Source organism: Sporosarcina highlanderae, assembly GCF_030433715.1.
Classification (GTDB): Bacteria; Bacillota; Bacilli; order Bacillales_A; family Planococcaceae; genus Sporosarcina; species Sporosarcina highlanderae.
In genome coordinates this window covers 389,330-409,037 of record NZ_JAROCC010000001.1, presented here as the reverse complement: position 1 = coordinate 409,037, position 19,708 = coordinate 389,330, and the positions used below count along the sequence as shown (strand labels likewise).

At 42.6% G+C, this 19,708-nt stretch carries 20 protein-coding genes; 10 read left to right on the top strand and 10 right to left on the bottom strand.

What is annotated here, in order from left to right; all coding sequences use genetic code 11:
- Positions 1-5 precede the first annotated feature (5 nt).
- Positions 6-1,013, bottom strand: a complete 1,008-nt coding sequence (locus P5G49_RS01885; protein ID WP_301241769.1) for an anti-sigma factor — start codon at positions 1,011-1,013, stop codon at positions 6-8.
- Positions 997-1,533 (bottom strand): sigma-70 family RNA polymerase sigma factor, encoded by a 537-nt coding sequence (locus P5G49_RS01880; RefSeq protein ID WP_301241768.1) that lies wholly within the window; start codon positions 1,531-1,533, stop codon positions 997-999. Before P5G49_RS01880 ends, P5G49_RS01885 begins: the two co-directional genes overlap by 17 nt.
- Positions 1,534-1,709: 176 nt before the next feature.
- Here P5G49_RS01880 and P5G49_RS01875 point away from each other — a divergent pair, with 176 nt between their 5' ends.
- Entirely contained in the window at positions 1,710-2,123 is a 414-nt protein-coding gene (locus tag P5G49_RS01875) for an SRPBCC family protein (protein WP_301241767.1), read from the top strand.
- Between the two features lie 69 nt (positions 2,124-2,192).
- Positions 2,193-3,071 (top strand): DMT family transporter, encoded by an 879-nt coding sequence (locus P5G49_RS01870; protein ID WP_301241766.1) that lies wholly within the window; start codon positions 2,193-2,195, stop codon positions 3,069-3,071.
- Positions 3,072-3,297: 226 nt separating this feature from the next.
- Here P5G49_RS01870 and P5G49_RS01865 read toward each other — a convergent pair whose 3' ends face one another.
- Genes P5G49_RS01865 through P5G49_RS01855 form a run of 3 tightly spaced genes read right to left on the bottom strand, consistent with a single transcriptional unit; the run spans position 3,298 to position 5,632 of the window.
- Entirely contained in the window at positions 3,298-4,188 is an 891-nt protein-coding gene (locus P5G49_RS01865) for a CPBP family intramembrane glutamic endopeptidase (protein ID WP_301241765.1), read from the bottom strand.
- Positions 4,189-4,230: 42 nt separating this feature from the next.
- Entirely contained in the window at positions 4,231-4,791 is a 561-nt protein-coding gene (locus P5G49_RS01860; RefSeq protein WP_301241764.1) for a hypothetical protein, read from the bottom strand.
- Positions 4,784-5,632, bottom strand: coding sequence for a hypothetical protein (locus P5G49_RS01855; protein WP_301241763.1), 849 nt, complete (start codon positions 5,630-5,632; stop codon positions 4,784-4,786). Before P5G49_RS01855 ends, P5G49_RS01860 begins: the two co-directional genes overlap by 8 nt.
- A 169-nt stretch (positions 5,633-5,801) precedes the next feature.
- Between P5G49_RS01855 and P5G49_RS01850 the strand changes: the two genes are divergently transcribed.
- On the top strand, positions 5,802-6,152 hold the full coding sequence (locus P5G49_RS01850) for a DUF2200 domain-containing protein (protein ID WP_301241762.1): 351 nt from the start codon (positions 5,802-5,804) through the stop codon (positions 6,150-6,152).
- A 43-nt stretch (positions 6,153-6,195) separates the two neighbouring features.
- Here P5G49_RS01850 and metG read toward each other — a convergent pair whose 3' ends face one another.
- From metG to P5G49_RS01835, 3 genes are all read right to left on the bottom strand, one after another.
- Entirely contained in the window at positions 6,196-7,836 is a 1,641-nt protein-coding gene (gene metG, locus P5G49_RS01845; RefSeq protein WP_301241761.1) for a methionine--tRNA ligase, read from the bottom strand.
- A 361-nt stretch (positions 7,837-8,197) separates the two neighbouring features.
- Complete coding sequence (locus tag P5G49_RS01840) at positions 8,198-8,377, bottom strand: hypothetical protein (RefSeq protein ID WP_301241760.1); 180 nt, start codon at positions 8,375-8,377, stop codon at positions 8,198-8,200.
- A gap of 310 nt (positions 8,378-8,687) precedes the next feature.
- Positions 8,688-8,828: a hypothetical protein gene (locus P5G49_RS01835; protein ID WP_301241759.1), complete on the bottom strand. Its 141-nt coding sequence runs from the start codon at positions 8,826-8,828 to the stop codon at positions 8,688-8,690.
- 70 nt (positions 8,829-8,898) lie between these two features.
- On the opposite strand from P5G49_RS01835, the gene P5G49_RS01830 reads away from it, so the two are divergent.
- The 3 genes from P5G49_RS01830 to P5G49_RS01820 are packed head-to-tail and all read left to right on the top strand — an operon-like array spanning position 8,899 to position 11,955.
- Positions 8,899-9,588, top strand: a complete 690-nt coding sequence (locus P5G49_RS01830) for a response regulator transcription factor (protein WP_301241758.1) — start codon at positions 8,899-8,901, stop codon at positions 9,586-9,588.
- Positions 9,566-9,745 carry a hypothetical protein gene (locus P5G49_RS01825; RefSeq protein WP_301241757.1) on the top strand — a complete coding sequence of 60 codons (180 nt, stop codon included), beginning with the start codon at positions 9,566-9,568 and terminating at the stop codon, positions 9,743-9,745. The genes P5G49_RS01830 and P5G49_RS01825 overlap by 23 nt, the downstream gene beginning before the upstream one ends.
- Positions 9,745-11,955: a histidine kinase dimerization/phospho-acceptor domain-containing protein gene (locus P5G49_RS01820; protein ID WP_301241756.1), complete on the top strand. Its 2,211-nt coding sequence runs from the start codon at positions 9,745-9,747 to the stop codon at positions 11,953-11,955. Before P5G49_RS01825 ends, P5G49_RS01820 begins: the two co-directional genes overlap by 1 nt.
- Positions 11,956-12,006: 51 nt before the next feature.
- Here the strand turns inward: P5G49_RS01820 and P5G49_RS01815 are convergent, their stop codons facing one another.
- A complete protein-coding gene (locus P5G49_RS01815) occupies positions 12,007-12,657 on the bottom strand; it encodes a CPBP family intramembrane glutamic endopeptidase (RefSeq protein ID WP_301241755.1) in 651 nt (216 codons plus the stop codon).
- 164 nt (positions 12,658-12,821) lie between these two features.
- Between P5G49_RS01815 and P5G49_RS01810 the strand changes: the two genes are divergently transcribed.
- Both P5G49_RS01810 and P5G49_RS01805 read left to right on the top strand, forming a co-directional pair.
- On the top strand, positions 12,822-13,148 hold the full coding sequence (locus P5G49_RS01810) for a hypothetical protein (RefSeq protein ID WP_301241754.1): 327 nt from the start codon (positions 12,822-12,824) through the stop codon (positions 13,146-13,148).
- A gap of 76 nt (positions 13,149-13,224) precedes the next feature.
- Positions 13,225-13,686, top strand: coding sequence for a DinB family protein (locus P5G49_RS01805; protein ID WP_301241753.1), 462 nt, complete (start codon positions 13,225-13,227; stop codon positions 13,684-13,686).
- A 54-nt stretch (positions 13,687-13,740) separates the two neighbouring features.
- Here P5G49_RS01805 and P5G49_RS01800 read toward each other — a convergent pair whose 3' ends face one another.
- Positions 13,741-14,574, bottom strand: a complete 834-nt coding sequence (locus P5G49_RS01800) for a TetR/AcrR family transcriptional regulator (RefSeq protein ID WP_301241752.1) — start codon at positions 14,572-14,574, stop codon at positions 13,741-13,743.
- Positions 14,575-14,674: 100 nt separating this feature from the next.
- Between P5G49_RS01800 and P5G49_RS01795 the strand changes: the two genes are divergently transcribed.
- Together P5G49_RS01795 and P5G49_RS01790 are read left to right on the top strand one after the other, a co-directional pair.
- Positions 14,675-17,761, top strand: a complete 3,087-nt coding sequence (locus tag P5G49_RS01795; RefSeq protein ID WP_301241751.1) for an efflux RND transporter permease subunit — start codon at positions 14,675-14,677, stop codon at positions 17,759-17,761.
- A gap of 170 nt (positions 17,762-17,931) precedes the next feature.
- Positions 17,932-19,662, top strand: a complete 1,731-nt coding sequence (locus tag P5G49_RS01790; protein WP_301241750.1) for a mechanosensitive ion channel — start codon at positions 17,932-17,934, stop codon at positions 19,660-19,662.
- The last annotated feature ends 46 nt before the right edge of the window (positions 19,663-19,708 follow it).

The following is a 19,708-nucleotide window of genomic DNA, read 5'->3' as shown; positions in this document are numbered from 1 at the left end:
GCCCTTTATTTATTATCCGGCTTCCAATTCCACAATTCCACTTCACCTAATTGCTCGCCTTGAATGAATGAAACATCCTGAAGTTTTAACAACTCTTTGACAGGTCCTGTCACAACGGCACCATATACGATGAATCCGTTATTCTTTAAGTACTCATATTTTTCCTCCAAATGCCCAAGTCCTAAAAATTGCTCATAATAGCTTTTAGACTTATTCGTTAAAAGATCTTCCATGTTTTTCAGCATCAATTCTTCACTTTCACTAAGACTCTCTTCATTTAACCATAGAATTCTGTATGACTCATGAAAGCTTTCACTACGATCATTTCCTCCGGTTAGCCCGAAGTGGGGGACCATTAGGGAATTATCTCCCCCCCTAGTTGATACGTAAGGCTCGTAATCTACGAACTCGCCCGTATATAACGGCATCCATAAAACATGAAGGTCATACTTTCCAAGGAAGTCAATCAGCTCTTTTGATTCCATAAAGCTTGTTGTGGAAAATGCAAGCTCTCCTACAGTCCCTTCAGGTAGCATTGACAGAGTTCCCCATACATTTGACCACGCATTACCTTCCAACTTTCTTCCTGTATGTGGATCGATGGGCAATGAAAAAGAGAATTCGCTCAGCTGTTTTTGCCCAGGGTGTGACAATGAAAATGTCGATGGACTGGCAAGGCGATTCATTACAGTTGCCTGGCCGATAACCTTTTCACCATTCCCGACCCTCTTTAGCAAGTTGTATGATAATTTTTGAGTGCCAAAAACCGTCAATTCTTCTTTCTCAAATTGAAAGTCTCCACGTACATTCGGTACAGTCCATTCCGTTGCAAGCTTTGTGTAATACGCATTTTCTTTTGTCATATTAAGCTTTTCAGCAATGAAATTAATCAAAAACATATAGCCACAATTAATCAGAAATATCACTAACAAAATACGAAGAATCCGGAACGTTAATGTGAAACGGGATTTCGTTAAAATTCTTTTTTCCAAGTCTTTATTCCATTCCGTCATACTGCCACCCTTTCTTTTCAAAGAGGTCTGCCAAACGCTTCCTTGCACGATAAAGCGTCACTTTCACTTGGTCTTGCGTCAGCTGCAAGGACTCTGAAATCTCTTTATAAGAAAATTGTTCATACTCCCGCAAATAAATGATGGAGCGATAGTGCTCAGGTAAGTAGTTTAAAAGATCTTCAAGTTGTTCATTCTGCTCTTGCGCCAATAAGGATTCTTCAGGGATTCCATACGGGCTAATCATTTCCGTTTTTGATAATAAAGCTGCAAAAAGTGGAATAGTTCGCCGTCGCTGTTGCTTGCGCCATTCATCTAAATACGCATTACGAGCCACTTTAAACAACCAAGCACGTGCCTCTTCATCTTCATAGGTCTGTAAATTAATAGTGGCGCGAATGAATGTCTCTTGTGTTAAGTCTTCAGCAAGTTGCTTTGAACCACTTAATTTTAGAAGGTAAAAATAAAGGGACCTTGCATATTGCCTATACAGGCTTTCCAACTGCTTTCCTTTGATTTGCATTTGGCCCCCCTTTTTAATGATCTCTCTATTAACACGTTTAAGTGTTTGAAATGTTACAGTTAATTCAATAAATATATTTTATGTCCTTTTTGACAAGGATACGCTCATAATCTACAGTAGCAACATAGCTATCAATTTGGAAGTTAATAACGAAATAAGCTTAAGGAGAGAAGCAAATGTCGGAAAATCAAATCAAAAAAAATATCGTAATCAATGCACCTATCAAAACGGTCTGGCCTTATGTCTCAACAGCAGAAGGAATGAGTGCCTGGTTCATGCCGAGTGATATGGAACCGATTGAAGGAAAGGAATTCACCTTGCAAGCGGGGCCTTGGGGAGAATCGCCATGCAGAGTGACGGAAGTAGAATCGCCAAACCGCTTTTCATTCGACTGGGGGAAGGATTGGCAAGTTCATTTTCACCTATGGGAAGTCGATGGGAAAACTGAATTGACCTTCATTCATGCAGGTTGGGAGGATGGAAAGCAGACCGAATTTGGGGAGTCGCATGATGTCGTCCGTCCACGTATGTCTGGTGGCTGGGATGGTCTTTTGGAGAAGTTGAAAAAAGTAATCGAGTCCGACAACTAATAATTTAAAAAATTCACACACCGTCCTTCGATAACATGATATATTCGATATATCGGGGGAGGGATTTCTTTGTCACAACGTCTTGCGTTTGTTGCTGTGCTTTTTGGAGCGATACTTTGGGGAACGACGGGCACTGCGCAAACGTTCATGCCGCAAACTGTTCATCCATTGGCAGTAGGTGCTTCACGCCTAACAGTCGGCGGTTTCACTTTGCTCATCGTCATGCTTATTCTTCGGAAAATTGATTTTCGGAATTGGCCATGGAAAGCGACACTTTTATCTGCATTGGCAATGGCGATATTCCAATATTGCTTTTTCACATCGATTCGTTTGACGGGAATCGCGATTGGAACAGTAGTCGCAATTGGAAGCGCACCGATGTTTTCTGGGCTGATTGAATGGCTTGTCCTAAAACACCGCCCAACAAAAGTCTGGCTAACGGCGACATCGCTTGCCATTGTCGGATGTGTTTTATTATTTTCGAATAAAGAAGGGTTGGTCGTCAATCCGGTAGGTGTCACTTTATCCCTTTGTGCTGGCCTACTATTCGCCTTTTACACGCTGTTCAATAAAGAGGTATTGGAAAAAGCAGACACGATTCCTTCAGTGGCAGTCATTTTCTCATTGAGCGCAGTCATGCTCATGCCATTTTTATTCATCTTTGAAACGGAAGGGTTGCTCACATTCCCCGGCATTTCGACGACGATTTACCTAGGAATTGCAGCAACAAGTGTTGCGTACATTCTGTTTTCAACCGGATTACGACTAATTCCATCGTCCTCAGCTGTCACGCTATCCTTAGCCGAACCGCTCACTGCCGCAATCTTAAGCGTAATCGTCGTTGGAGAAAGGCTTGACATCATCTCATGGAGCGGCATTGCGCTTTTATTAGGCGGAATCCTCGTTCTGACATTAAGCGGAAGAAAACAAAAGGCTGCCATCAATTAGGCAGCCTTAAACATGCATAAATTTCTCCAAAAACGCATAAATTCATCCAAAAGCTTATAAATCTTAGAAAGTACGCATAAACTCCGCGCTTCACGCATAAAACCCCCTCAGCTACGCAAAAATCCCTGAACTCACGCATAAATCCCCGCAGCTACGCATAAATTCCGAATCTCACGCATAAATCGCGCCAAAAACGCATAAACGCCACGTTCCACGCAATAACAACCTATTCCGCCTTCATCCTTACATACACCCTCGTCGCAAAGAACCCTAAAACAATGAGCAAAGTCGCTAAAAGTCCTCCTTCAAGACCAAACGCTCCGCCTGTCAGAAAGGCGTTTCCGTTTTCCACCGATACATTGTAAATCCCGTACGGCGCTGTCCCGCTCACTGCAAATCCAAAAACGTTCCCCTGGAAGTAGTTCCATGTAATATGATAGCCGATCGGCAACCACAAGCTATTTGTTGCATCAAACATATAGGCGAATAAAATACCGACCAATGCGATGTTGACCAACCCTAATACGCTGACATTTGGATTCGTACCATGCACTAAACTGAATATAACGGCTGAAACTACATAGATTACCCATTTCCGATTCCCGCGACTTTGCATCGTCGACATAACATATCCCCTGAAAAACATCTCTTCAAAAAAGCCGACTAAGATGAATAAAAAGAGATAGGATAGGGTGTACACGGTGAATTCCGGATTGCCAAACGAATTCATCATTTCAATATTTCCGGATGCTAATAAAATCACAAAAATAACGAATATCGAAGCTGCACCAAGAAATAGTCCATACCATAAATCTTTCAGCGATCCCCTAAATCCAAGCTCCCGCAATGTCCCTTTATTGACAAATTTCCATACTAACACCGTAGCAAGCATTCCACCCACTGTCCCGCCGCCTTGGGTCAATAGAAAAATCCATGGATGTCTCGCAAATGCTTCATTAATATCAATCATGTAATTTCCGTCTTGGAACGGAAAATCCACTAATGCCAGCAAGACTCCACCCGGAAGGGCAAAAATCTGCTGCATAATGAACATCGCAGCGAACCCCAAAAATATAAGCCATCCTGCGCGTACTTGGTTTGCTTCGTTTTTAAACAATTGACTAACCCCCATTCCATTTACTGTATGCTGACTGTCATGTTAAACAGAATAATTAAATGTACGAACATCAGGAGACGCCCGCAGAAATGCCCTTATTAACAATAAAAATAGAATATCCATCAGGACCCCTGCTACTACAAGAATCACTGACAGTACCAACCAGCCGTCCCCTGAAACATTCATGGAAAACGACATAACCGTCAATATTGCAAAATGAATAGTTACAAAGTATTTAAACGTAGTCTGCGTTCGGTTATAAAGCGCCTCGTTACCAAACGATTTGGCCATTTCCATTAACACATAGAATAAATAAAACGCAATAACCAATTTAAGTATTGATAATATACTCGCATACAATGACCATCCAAGAGGTAATGCAGAATCCGATAGGTTTACAAACACAGAAGGCAATGAAACAAAAATTCCAATCATCCCGACTGTCATTGCTTTTTTTGCATTCGGATAAGCACTCACAATCCGTGCACATCCGGTGTAAATCAAGAAATAACCGATTGGATCCATTAATACGTCAATCATGATATAGAGATCGAAGAAAATGAAGAAGTATCCCCAAAATATATTCCGTAGCGCTTTATTCACCCAAAGCCCCCCTCGTCTTCTCAGCAATAATCTTATTCACATCAGCCTGCGTCAAATACGGATACAAATGATAATGTGCGAAACTTAAGAAAGGTTTTCCTTGCTCTGTTGTTCCTGCTAGATGGATGGGGAAGGAGTATGGGTTCACAGAACTTTTGTTTTTTAAGTTGATTTGAAACGTCACAAGCTTATCTTTATCTAAATGGATCGGAAGTTCGAGTGATTCAAGCGTCCTGTCTTTTTGTCTACCACTAATTGAAAAGTTGAATCGGTCTTCGATTGGTTCGTTGAAAGGGAATGAGATCTCCTCAATTGCCAACGATTCACTTGCCTCGAATGAATGCCAAGTGATACCGTCGGTGCTACCTCCGCCTGAACGCTGCCACAATACTAATTCTTCCCGTTGATAATATCCCTCTGGGTGAATAATAACTTCCCCGATGGACGCATGAGTTTGCCTTCCATCTGAAAAATAGACAACCATGTCGTTGAGTATAAGATCCGTCATGATTTCTGTTTCGTAATTTCGCAGACGGACTGAAACACTTCTCAACACATGATGATTATAAGTATCGATGTTATATATAGAATTATCTTCATAAATAAAGTCGTGCTGTGGATAGCCGTCCAAATTTCCAAGACGTACATGACTGATACGAGAACGGTCGTTTTTATTAGTCAAATAGTAGAGAGTGAGATAATTATGATCATCCAAAGCCGTTTCGATATAATGATCGAGAAATATAGGATCACTCAATTGTTTTGACTGAGCGTATAGTGAGTTTAACGTCCAGCTTACAATGAGTAACCCTAACGCAATCCAAAAGAGACGTTCTTTCACGAAGTCCCCCCTTCCATTTTTTTTGCATACAACCATTGTCTCAAATCAGATGAGGGATTGCATCATGAATTTTTAGACTTGGCTGTAAAGTCGAAGGTTATTGATGTAAATCATTCAATGATATAATGGTATGACATAAATCCAAGTTCTTTTAAAGGGAGGAAATATCATGATTAAGCATAGAATCTATACAATGAGTTTCGCAAGCGTCTATCCGCATTACATTACGAAAGCAGAGAAAAAAGGGCGGACAAAATCGGAAGTTGATGAAATTATCCGTTGGTTGACTGGATACAGCCAAGCTGAGTTGGAAGCGCATATTGAAAAAAAGACGGACTTTGAACACTTCTTTGCGGAAGCTTCTCAAATAAACCCTTCACGTGCATTGATCAAAGGGGTTGTCTGCGGTGTCCGAGTTGAAGATATCGAGGAACCGTTAATGCAGGAAATCCGCTATATGGATAAATTAATCGATGAGTTGGCAAAAGGAAAAGCGATGGAAAAGATTTTAAGGAAATAAAGTACAGCCACAATCCGAGAGACATAGATTGTGGCTGTATTTATTAAGCTTTTGATTGATTTAGTAGTCGTTCCACTTCCACCTCAATCTGCCCCGCTTCAATCCTGTCGAATAAAGGCTTCACGCAAGTCAGTGTCAAATTCCCGACCTCAATTTCCTTCCATACCGGCTTCCTTAATTTCAACATGTTTTGCACTTCCTCACTTGAAAACGGTAGGAAAGGGGAGAGCAACTGCGAAAGGTTAGCGATGATATATGTGCATGTAGCCATAGTTCGTTCGCATGCTACTTCATCCTCCTTAACTTGAATCCACGGCTTTTCATCATCGAAATATTTATTCGCTTGACGGATGAAGCTGAATATCGTTTCAATTGCTTCTTTGAAATGACCATTCTCGATTTTCTTGCCGACGACATGGTATAGCTCCATAACTGTATTTTTTATTCCTTGATTTATTTCGGCTTGCGGTACAATCCCGTTATACGATTTCTCAATAAACTTCAACGTCCGATTTACAAAGTTCCCATATGCCCCTAACAACTCCGAATTATGACTATAAATGAACTCACGCCAAGAAAAATCCGCATCTCTACTTTCTGGAGCATTCGCAGTCAAAAAATACCGAACTGAATCGGGGTGGTAACGATCTAATATATCAGGCACCCACACCGCCCAGTTTTGGCTTGTCGATAACTTACGCTTTTCCAACGTCAAATACTCGTTGGAAATAACATGGGTCGGCAATGCCTTTTCCTTGCCGATTCCCATCAGGATGGCAGGCCAAATGATTGTATGGAAAGGGATATTATCCTTGCCATGTACATAGTAGGCAACCGCATCTTCATCCCAAAAACTAGCGTAATCGGCACGGTTCAACATTGCCCATTCCCGGCTTGCTGAATAATAGCCCGTCACCGCCTCAATCCACACATAAATCTTCTTATCCTCGTAACCTACGACCGGCACGTTGACGCCGTTTTCCAAATCCCTTGAAACAGCTCGGTCATGAAGGCCTTCGTGCAAATAACGTTCTGACTGACGAATCGCGTTTTCACGCCAACTCCCATCTTCATCTGCATGAGCAACAAGCGCTTCAAGTTGCTTTTGGAATTCACTTAATTTGAAATAAAAATGTTCCGTCTTTCTCACACTCGGCTTTTTGCCGCATAGCTTGCAAGTCCGCTCCTTCAAATCAAGCGGGTCTAAAATCGAACCGCAATTGTCGCATTGATCACCACGTGCCCGGCTTCCGCAATTCGGACAGATTCCTTCCACGAAGCGGTCGGGAAGAAAACGTTCATCAAACTCGCAATACGTCTGGTCCATTTCCTTCTTGTAAATAAACCCCCGCTCCAACAGTTTCAGAAAAACTTCACGAACAACTTCATGATGGAACGACCCATCCGTCCGTGTATAAAGATCATACGAGAATCCGAGTCTCAAAAAACTAACAACAAACTCAGTATGATAGCGGTCCGCAATCTCCTTCACGGATACTCCTTCCGCATTTGCTCGAATCGAAATCGGCGTCCCATTACAGTCACTCCCGGAAACATAAAGCACCTTTTCGCCCTTCAAACGATAATACCTCGCCAAAATATCGCCCGGCAACAACGACGCAATATGCCCTAAATGTAGCGAACCATTCGCATACGGCCAAGCCCCACCAATAAAAACAGCCATTTCCATTCCTCCTTAAAAATAAAAAACCCCGTCCCTATCGATAAAAAATCGATAAGGACGGGGTTCATTTACCCGTGGTACCACCTTACTGCATAATCAGTTCACACTAATTATCTCCAAAAGTACGCGCCAAAAAAGCGTTATACTTCGGCGAGGATAACAAGTGCCAACTCGTCGCATCCTATTGGTCCGAAGACGTTCAGTGCGCGGCTCAAGGATCATGTTCAAAAGTTTCGTCCGCTTCATTTCCACCGTCAGAAGCTCTCTATGCGACATCCGCTTTTTACTTTTCCCTCTCATTGCCTTTGTAAGATGTAGTTGTGATGAGTATAGTTATTTTATTCGAAAAAGTCAACATTGATTACCAGTTGGTAGGTGGGCGTTGTTCATCACTATCTTTATTCTTGTTGTTTTTATTCTTTACGTTGTTGTTCTTTCCGATCACACCCATATCATCAGGGCTGATGTCAAAGCCGTATCCGAATTCCTCACGATCCAACGTATTGCCTTTTTTGATTTTCTTCTCTTTGTCTTTTGCCATTTCAGTTCACCTCCCGGTATATGGGAAGCATGTACAATTTGATGTGGATTATTCGATTTGAGGGTGAATAACAATGTACCTTGGGACATCGTATTGCCGGTAAAAAAGAGTTATCACCGACTTTCGTGTGTTTATCACCGACTTGTTGGGAGTTATCACCGACTCTCGTGTGTTTATCACCGACTTGTCGCGATTTATCACCGACTCGGCCGGCATTACCCTCGCCACGCCACATTTCGAGTGATTTCCAAGGAGAGTTCCATAAAAATCCGCCTACTTTCCAAGCCGACAAAAGGTTATCACCACTAAATCACTGTTTATCACCACTTAAAGCGGCGTTATCACCGCTTAGCGCCCCTTTATCACCACTCACCCGTAGTTTATCACCACTCAAACAATTATCAGCATAAATCTTAAGCCATCCACCCATCCATCTTAAGAATTTCTTCATAATTCCCCTCATGGAATGTTAAGATTTATCCACTACAATTGGTATCATAGAGGAAAGAGAGGTGCGGATGATGGCGAAGTTCACAGTGCTTGTGGCGGATGATGATAAGGAGATCCGCGATGGGATTGAGATTTATCTGAAAAACGAAGGGTATGACGTCTTGAAAGCTGCGGATGGGAAAGAGGCGCTTGACTTGCTTGCCACGAATGAAATCCATCTGCTCATCCTCGATATTATGATGCCAAATATGGATGGGATTACAGCGACGTTCAAAATCAGGGAGGCGCAAAACATTCCGATCATCATGCTGAGCGCCAAGGTGGAGGATTCGGATAAAATCCATGGATTGTCGGTTGGAGCGGATGATTATGTGACGAAGCCTTTCCACCCGTTAGAATTGATGGCGCGCGTTAAGTCCCAGCTAAGAAGATACGTCCAATTGGGCACATATGATGGTCAGAAAAAGGTCCGAATTGATGGGCTTGTTCTCGATGAAGATGCGAAGGAATTATCGGTTGACGGAAAACCTGTGAAACTGACGCCGATTGAATACAAAATTACGGAATTACTTATGAAGAACGCTGGGCGAGTGTTTTCCATAAATGAAATTTACGAACGTGTTTGGAATGAAGAGGCTTATAACGCGGAAAACATCGTGGCGGTCCATATCCGAAAAATCCGCGAGAAAATCGAGGCGGACCCGAAAAATCCAAGGTATGTAAAGGTGGTGTGGGGCATTGGCTACAAAATCGAAAAGTGACTGGAGCATTGCACTGTCCATTATCTCCATCTTCATCGCCGTACTTAGCATCGGGTATTGCTTTCCGCATGTCATTGAACTCGTTGAGGATGGTTGGGAACGCTCGACACGGGCAATCGCCTATTTTTCAAGAATCATTAAAGGAGGCGTTGCCTAATGAAAAACAAATCGATTTTATTAATATGGGCTGCACTCGTCACAATCGTCTTGCTTGCTGCCTTTTCAATAAATCGGCAAGGTCCCAATATCATTGGCAAGGACTTCTCCGACTCAGGCGACCTGAAGTGGCGGCTTGATGAGTTTTATGATTATATTGGCCCAACCGTCCTGAATCCGATTGATCGGGAAGAAGCGAAGAAAAAGATTACCGTAACTCCTCGCGAAATCGAGGATCATCGGACATACTATGGCTCATTGCCGGAACAGCTATCAAATATCCAAGAGCAATATGCCCAAAGAATTTTCAATGCAAGAGAGGAAAAGAACGAAGTATTAAGGGAAGCTTTGGTCGCTGAACGAGATACCAAAATCGAAGACATCAAGAAAAACTTTGCGGATGATGCCCATGTTGAGGCGAAAATCCGAAAAGAGAAAGAAAGAGCGTTAGACCAATTTTTGAATGAAATTAATAGGAATTCATTTTCGCTTCCGGTTATCTATAATTTAACGGATGTTGAGACAGGTGAAACATTTTCAGTTGGGGATGAATTTACAAGTGCAATCTATAAAAAGAAGTTCGATGCGTCTAATGGATATCTAAAGGCGAGTTCGCTACCTAAGGGCTATGCAAATGGGGATTGGTCATCCATTTCATATAAAGATACGGAAGCCCATATTTCAAACGAGGATATAATGAACATGGCAAATCCGGTAAAATCATTTGAAGGCGAGATTCTCATTCCGCGATCCAGCGCTGAAAAAGGCGGTGCGATGTTTCATCAATACAAAGATTTTAAACGAGGAAAATATGGTATGTACGCTTTTTGGCTACTTGGTATTTTAGCACTGATTGTTCTATTTACCGTCATGAAATTCCAAAAAGCATGGGTGACAGAATCAACGCTCGCGGATCGGTATGCAAATATGAAAATCGATGCGAAGGCGATGTTCATGTTCCTTACGGCATTGGTTTTAGTTGGATATATCGACAGCGAATCATCCAATCTGCTAAATCGTTTCACGTACTTTCGCTTAGGCAGTTGGGGGTTCTCCCTTACAACCTTTATCCTTTTTGGTGTGGTAGCGACCGCATTGCTTGCCTTCCAGATCGTTAATAGTTTGGAACGGTATAAGAATAAGGATGCTATTAAAGCGGATTTCAGGAATAGCTACAGCTTGCGATTCCTTAAAGCTGTGCAAGAAGTGTTCCTCAAACAATCCATCGGTGTGCAAACACTCATCCTGCTTTTCGGCTTTTTCCTTGCGGGAATTGGGTTTGTCGCCATGTTCATTGACGGGATTTTCTTCATCATCTATGCGTTTTGCGTGATATTCATAGGGCTTCCCGCGTTATTTATCTATTTCCGACGTATGGCATACTTGAACCGGATCATCGTCGCAACAGAAAAGATGGCGGCAGGACAATTAAATGAAGACATCAAAGTAGAAGGTCGTTCGCCTCTTGCTGATCATGCGAAGAATTTAAATAATCTTCGTGAAGGCGTTCGGATTTCCATGACTGAGCAGGCGAAAAGTGAGCGATTGAAAACGGAATTAATTACAAATGTGAGCCATGATTTGAGAACGCCGCTTACGTCAATTATCACGTATACCGATCTACTGAAAGATGAAGACATCACTCCGGAAGAACGTGCGAAATATATCGATATTCTTGATAAAAAATCACAACGTCTAAAAACACTTATTGAGGATTTATTCGAAGTGTCGAAAATGGCGAGCGGCAATCTTGAACTCCACAAACAACGTGTCGATTTAACGCAATTGCTTCAACAGGCACTTGCCGAACATGCAAACGGAATCGCGGAATCTGACTTAGATTTCCGGACAACATTGCCTGACGAGAGTCTTATTGCCCAAGTTGACGGACAAAAATGGTGGCGCGTTTTAGATAACTTGATTGTCAATGCTGTCAAATACTCTCTTCCGGGCACACGCGTTTACGTAACACTTCGAAAAGTCGGAGACTCCGCAGAGTTTGTCATGAAAAATATTACAAAATATGAGCTTGGTGAAAATGTCGATGAACTGTTCGAACGTTTCAAGCGTGCGGATACATCGCGTCATACCGACGGCTCAGGTCTCGGCTTGGCCATCGCGCAATCAATCGTCGATATGCACCAAGGAACTATGAAAATTGAGCTCGACGGTGACCTGTTCAAAGTGACTGTGACAGTACCTACAAAATAAAAAAATCCGCATGCATTGCCGGGAAACTTGGCAGGGCATGCGGATTTTTTATCAGTAAAAATAAAGAACATAAATCCCAACAAGTAATATGCCAAGATCCGCAAACATATGTATGATCCAAGACGGCAAAATGGTATGAGATTTTTCATTCGCAATCTGAAAGATCAATCCGCCTGTCCAGAGTCCGCCTATAGCCAAGAGTAAAATCGGTAGCGTGAACCATGGCAGGAAGATGGCGATATGATAAATGGCAAAAAAGAATGGCGGCAGGAGAAAACGCATTGCACCCCGTCCGAATAAGTCTGGTAACAGTCCGCGAAAAAAGAATTCCTCGATGATAGAATTTCCAAAAAGAATGTAAATTGCTATGAACGGAAAGATAGCAGGCGTTATGCCGGACGTCATTAAATCTTCGCGTAAGGCAGGGATGTCAATAAACCGTTGCATTACTAAAAATGCACCTATGATAAGCACCATTATCGCGATCCCGAAAATGAAGGCATTCCGAATACTATTTCGATCTGCTTTTCGAAAACGAAGAAATGGGAAGTTCGTGGAACGGAAAAGCATGATTGGAATCCCTACAAGTAGTATGATCTTTGCCACCGTTTTAACTCCGTACGTCACGTCAATACCTTGCTCGATCCATAATAACAGTAAAATACTGACAATAGGAAAGACAGCGCCAAACCATTTTTGCATACAGTCACCCCATGACTTTTCATGTTAGTATTAACGAAAATTCACAGGCGATGTTCCCTTGAAAAAAAGGTTTAGGTTTTATTGTGAAAGGGAATAGATAAAAACCACCTCCCTCCATGCGCGTGCTTTCCGTGTTTGAAGATGAGGAAAAGGAGGAATGCCATATGACGATCGTAGATGGTAAATATCCGAATAAAAAGGACCTGGAACCGAAGATTCTGCATCCCGGAAAAGGAGTAGGACCGGCGTATGAACTGCCTTTAGCGGACCCTGCCGACTCGAACTTCACTTATGAATTCCGCAAAAACGCTCAAGACAAAGTGGGCATGGATGGTCCATCTGCTTTTAGTGAAAATAAACCGTTAACCAAAGAATTCAACGTGTTGGAAGACCATCCTGTAAATGTGCAAGAAAAGCGGGAATTCGACAGCATGACCCGAGAAAAATGGAATAGCCAAAAGAGAAATGACAAACCGATAGATCTTACGTAAAGCGGACTCCGTTAGGATACCCGCTTTTTCCTTTTCATTAAATCTTTAGTATGATAATGAAAAGGGGGAATGTGAAATGGAAACAATTGCACAGTTGAAATTTGCAAGAATGTATACGATGGGGCGCTTATCTCAGACAAAAGAAGATACGTGGGACAAGCAGCCAACCGGTTTTAATAATACGATTCGGTGGAATGTCGGACACCTATATATTTCAATGGAACAATTCGCAGCAAAGGCTCTGCCGGACTATGAGCCGCGACATAGTGAGTGGGACACGTTTTTTGGAATGGGGACAAGCCCTGCAGAATGGGAAGGTCAAGCCCCTTCACAAGAAGAATTGGAAGTAGCTCTTCAAGAACAGTTGCCGCGAGTCCTTGAAGCATTGGAAGGCAAGCTTGATGATGTCATGCCTGAACCTCTCAAAATTGGAGATATGTTAACGATGGGTACAGTCGATGCGGTCATGCAGTTCGCTCTTTGGCATGAGGGACTTCATGCAGGCGTCATTCATGCATTGAACCGAGCGATCGGATAATAAATAAAGGAAAAACGCTTTGGGAGCTGAACAGGCTAACAAAGCGTTTTTCCTTTATTTTATTTCAAAATGTTTTCGCAGTAAATAAGCGGCCCATTTGCAATGTGGGTGGTGTTGGATGTTCGATAATAAGCCTTTAACGATTGCAGGGTGTAGCGCTGGCTCCAACAGCTCTTGCTTCAATAGGATCAACGACTCTTTTTCGATGGAATCCTCCATGTCCTCAATGTTCTTTTCAATGACTTCCACTATTTTTTCGGAAGATGTGTCCTCAATAAGTGGCTGATCGATTATCTCTATTAGTTCATCGGGAATGAAAGTGATTGTCATGTTTTTCGCTAATAGATTTGTTTTCTCGACAAGTGATTGGGAAAGTAAATCCATGTCGATTGGTGTTTTGTATAGTAAATAAAGCTCTGAATAAGTACTCATAAAGCCTTTAATGCAAAATGATAAATCATATTTCAAGTCTTTGGAAAGATCACCGTATAATCGTTCGATCATTGATAAAATGACTTTTTCAAGTGATTTGTTGTAATTATGCAGCTTGGAAAAAAGCTCTTCATTAAAAGATTGCGCCGGCTCCTTCATAAGAAGTTTAGCGAAATCAGAGTGCTTACTGAACGATTGAAAGGCCGTGTAATAGAAATTGTATAACAAGTCCTCTTCATTTTTGTCGCTGACCACGAAGTCAATGTCTGCGGTAAACTGTCTCATAAAGTGATCAATTAACGCGACAATCAATTCGTCCTTTGACTTGAATGATAAATAGAAGGCTCCCTTTGAAATGCCGCAATGATCTGTTATTTGCTGAACAGATGTCGCTTCAAATCCTTGCTTTGCGAAGAGTTCCAAAGCTTTTTCCATAATTAGTTGTTTTTTCGCCATATTTTTCGAATCGCTCCTATGTATTTCAATTGACAATTGACCGCTTAGTCACTACTATAAAAAACAGAGTCCAATTTGTCAACAAGGGGAAGGTGTAAGGGTGAAAGGATTAGTCAATTTTGTACTGAAGAATAAATTAGCAGTATGGTTGCTTACCATTATTATTACCGTTTCGGGGGTTTATTCCGCAACACAGATGAAAACGGAGACGTTGCCGGATATTTCGATACCGTACTTAATGGTCATGGGTGTTTATCCAGGGGCGACTCCTGAGCAAGTTATGGATGAAGTCTCGATACCTATCGAAAAAGCAGTTGAAAACTTAGACCATGTTAAATCGGTTTACTCCAATTCAAATTCCAATATGGCAAGCATTCAGGTGGAATATGAATATGGGATTGATATGGATGAGGCGAAGCGGGCATTGGCGTCCGCTATGGATTCATTAACTTTGCCTGAAGGCGCGCAGGAACCAATTATCACTGCGATTAGCATGAATATGATGCCAGTTGTGGCGTTAAGTGTGAGTAGTACTTCAGAAGATATCGTTGAATTGACTTCCACAGTTGAAGATATTTTGCTGCCGAAAATCGAGAAAATCGATGGGGTTGCATCAGCAACAATTTCAGGACAGCATATCGAAGAAGTTGAACTTACGTATGATGAAGAAAAGATGGCTAAATTAGGTTTGACTGAAGATACGGTTAAGCAAATGCTCCAAGCCGGCAATATGGAAGTTTCACTCGGCCTTTATGAATTTGAAGAAGGCGAGCAGGCTGTCGCTGTGGACGGAAAGTTCATGACGATTGAAGAATTGGAAGGCATGCTTATTCCTATCACGCCTTCAGAAGCGAATCCATCGCCGTTCGTTAAGTTAGGTGATATCGCGACAGTTGAGAAAGTTGGTAGGGTGAAGTCGATTTCACGTACGAATGGTGAAAATGCGATCGCCATTCAAATAGTCAAAGGCCAACGCGCTAACACTGTTGATGTCGTTAATGATGTGAAGAAGCTTATGAAAGTAGAAGAGAAAGCGATTGATGGTCTTGTCGTAGACATCTCACTTGACCAAGGTGAACCGATCGAAGCGTCAGTTTCAACGATGGTAGAAAAAGCGCTATTCGGTGGATTGATTGCGGTTTTGATCATTCTACTATTCTTGCGTGATTTCAAATCAACGATCATCTCAATTGTTTCAATTCCAGTTTCAGTATTCATGGCGTTATTATTGCTCAATTGGCTGGACATCACGCTTAATATTATGACGCTTGGTGCGATTACAGTTGCAATAGGGCGGGTTATCGATGACTCAATTGTCGTCGTGGAAAATATATACCGAAGGCTACATTTGAAAACTGAAAAGCTATCAGGTCGTGCATTAATTCGTGAAGCCACAATCGAAATGTTTAAACCGATCATGTCTTCAACACTCGTAACTGTTGCGGTATTTGCACCATTGATCTTTGTCGGTGGTATGGTCGGCGAGTTATTCATGCCGTTTGCGCTGACAATGACATTTGCGCTTGGTGCTTCATTGCTTGTTGCGATTACAATTGTACCGGCACTATCACATTTCCTATTCAGGAAAAAGCTATATGGTGAAAAGACGGATAGCCAGCACAAAGAGGCTGGAAAAATGGCGAATTGGTATAAACGTGTCCTTGCATGGACGCTGAACCATAAAGTCATTACGTCAATCATTTCTATTGTTCTATTAGCGGGCAGCTTAGGGTTGATGCCATTAATCGGTTTCAGTTTCTTAGGAAGCGATGAAGAAAAAGTCATGTACATTACGTATACACCGGCAACGGGTGAGCTTCAGGATGAAACGTTGGCAAACGTCGAAGTTGTCGAAAAGGAAATGCTCAAACGTGATGATATTGACATCGTCCAGCTATCGATCATGGACAGCGCTGATCCGATGACAGCGATGATGGGTGGAGGATCGAGCGGTGCATTAATGTACCTTATTTTTGATCCGGATATGGAAAACTTCCAAGAAGTCCGTAAAGAAATCGAGGACTACGTATTTACTATTGGTCAATCCGGAGAATGGAAGAGCCAGAATTTCAGCGCCATGGGAATGTCCACAAATGAAATTAGCTACACGTTCTATAGTGAAGATTTAAGCAGCCTAAAAGAAGCAGTACAACAGGTTGAAGAAGTCATGGGTGAAACGAAAGGTATTGAGGATGTTTCTTCAAGCGCCGAAGATGCCTACGTTCAGTACACTCTGAAAACAACGCAGGATGAGTTGCTGCAGTATGGATTGACGACTGGTCAAATCATTATGATGCTTGCTCCGTCAAGGACACAAGAAGTCGTAACTACGATTGGGAAAGATCGTAATGAATTGGAAGTTGTTGTGAAGCAGAAGGCTGTAGAACAGCCTAAGTCAATTGATGAATTATTGGCAACTGAGGTTCCTACAGCTATAGGTACAACAATGAAGCTCTCAGATTTAGTAGAAGTTGAAAAAGGGTCTACATTCAACACGCTTTCCCGAAGCAAAGGGCAGTACTACGCTTCTGTAACAGGTAAGTTAGTCGACGCAGACGTATCAAAAGCGACGTCTGAAGTCGATAAAGCAATTGATAAGCTGAATTTGCCGAAAGGCGTTTCGGTCGATACTGCTGGTGTTGCGGCTGACATGGAAGAGGCATTCACGCAGCTTGGTATTGCAATGATTGCGGCAATCGCGATTGTCTACTTCATTCTTGTCGTTACGTTCCGTGAAGGTGTCGCACCGTTTGCGATTCTATTCTCGCTTCCGTTTGCAGTCATCGGTTCGTTTGTCGGTCTGTTAATTGCAGGCGAAACGATTTCCGTTCCAGTCATGATGGGTCTCTTGATGTTGATCGGTATCGTCGTCACGAATGCGATTGTACTCGTTGACCGTATTATTCGGATGGAACGTACCGGTTTGAAAATGCGTGAAGCAGTTCTTGAAGCGGGCGCAACTCGTTTACGTCCGATCCTTATGACTGCCATTGCTACAATCGGTGCCCTCATTCCGTTGGCTCTTGGAAACGGAGCAGGCGGCGGATTGATTTCGAAAGGATTGGGAATTACAGTAATCGGCGGTTTGATCAGCTCTACATTGCTGACATTGATTGTTGTGCCGATTGTTTATGAAATCTTGTCGAAAATGTTCAAGAAGAATCGTTTAGATTTAGAAGAGGATTGAGTTAGTTTGAAGTGAATTAACAGGCGAGGGAAAGCAGGGTGCTTTCCATTGCCTGTTTTTTTGAATATAACTGGACCTCGCGCTCAAGCTTTCTACAGATTAATAGGTTTACTCCTCTCCATTAATAGGAATAGTCACTAATAGATTACCTAATGAATGGAGGACGCGGAATGTACAGAGACTTGTATTTTACGAACATGCTTAGCTATCTTCCTGAGCTGATACTTGGCCTAATTGTATTGCTGATCGGTTTCTTCATAGCAAAAGCGGTCGAGAACGCAGTCAGCAAACGATTGAAGAAATCGAGAGTCAATGAAAGATTGGATGTCAAAGACGGAAAATGGAATATCGAAAAGATTATCAGTAAAGTAGTCTTCTTCGGTATTCTTTTACTTGCATTCCTTCTCTTCTTTAACATCATGAACGCATCCATGATCGCTTCGCCGTTCATGACGATGTATTCGGGAATCGGCGGGGCGGTTCTCAGCATCTTGAAGGCTGGACTGATCTTGCTCTTAGCTTGGGTTCTTGCGTTGATTGTCAAGAAAGTGATTTTGGCAATCGGAGTCAAGATGAAACTGAACAAGTACGTCTCGAAGGTAGGGGCATCCCCGGATGAAGTTGATAAGTCTAAATGGGTCGAAACTGCAGCTAATATTGCGTTTTATGTAGTACTGTTGCTGTTCGTACCTGCTGTACTACACGCTCTCGGCTTAAGCGGCATCAGTGGTCCGTTCGAGGGAATGCTCGCAAGCTTCATGAACTTCATTCCGAAAATTGTCGGCGCAGCTTTGATATTCGCGGTTGGCTGGGTTGTCGCGAAAATCATCCGAACGATTGTTACGAAACTGCTTGAGTCGGTTGGAGTCGATCGGTTCTCTCATAAGTTGAAGCTTTCTTCAGGACAAGGGAAAGTAACAAGTATTTCGGGCGTTGTCGGCACTATCGTTTTTGTTCTGATCATGCTGCCTGTAACGATTTCCGCACTGGAAGTATTGGATCTGGAAGGTATTTCACAACCGGCAATCGCCATGTTAAACGATATTATGACGATGCTGCCGAAAATTGCGGTCGCGATTGTACTTGTATTAGTCGGTATTTATTTGGCGAAATGGATCAAGGGCATCGTTGTTTCCTTACTCGAAAATTTAGGGATTAACTCGATTTTCGGGAAGATGGGTGTACGCTCAGGAGCATCAACGCCTTCATTCTCCCAAATCATCGGAACGATTGTCCAAGTAATCGTCATCTTACTGTTCGTTGTTGAAGCACTACAACTGCTGAACTTGACGTTCATGGTGACTTTGGCGACAGGCATTTTCGCATACTTGCCGATGGTTGTTGCTGCAGTCGTCATTTTGGCAATCGGATTTTGGCTTGCGAACCTTGCTGAAAAATTTGTCGGAAGCATCCTCACGACAAAATCAGGATCGCCACATGTTTTGCGATATGTAGCGAAATATGCGATTTTGGCATTCGCGTTCTTCATGGCATTGAGCCAGTTAGGTATCGCGCCAGCTATCATCAATGCGGCCTTCATCCTCATCTTAGGTGGAGTTGCACTTGCATTCGGTCTTGCATTCGGTTTAGGCGGACGTGAACATGCTTCCCGTTACTTGACGAAAATGGAAGGCAGTCTGCAAGAGGCGGATGTGTCGAAAGAAAAGTGGGAGCAGGAGAAAAGCGAGATGAAGTTTAAAGCTAAGAAGTCTGTGGATAAAGCCCAACGTGCCGTAGACGAAACAGCGAATGAGGACCATGTCCCTCCGGTCGGGGGCAATGGCTATCCGACTGACCCAACACGTTTCAATCAAACAAATATAGACGGATACAATACGAAGGACCCGGGCGAAGAATATCCTTACAACCCGAACCGCGGACAAGATCCTGATAAGTTTTAATCGAAAAAAACTGCCCTGCCATCACTCTATTCAGATGGCGGGGCAG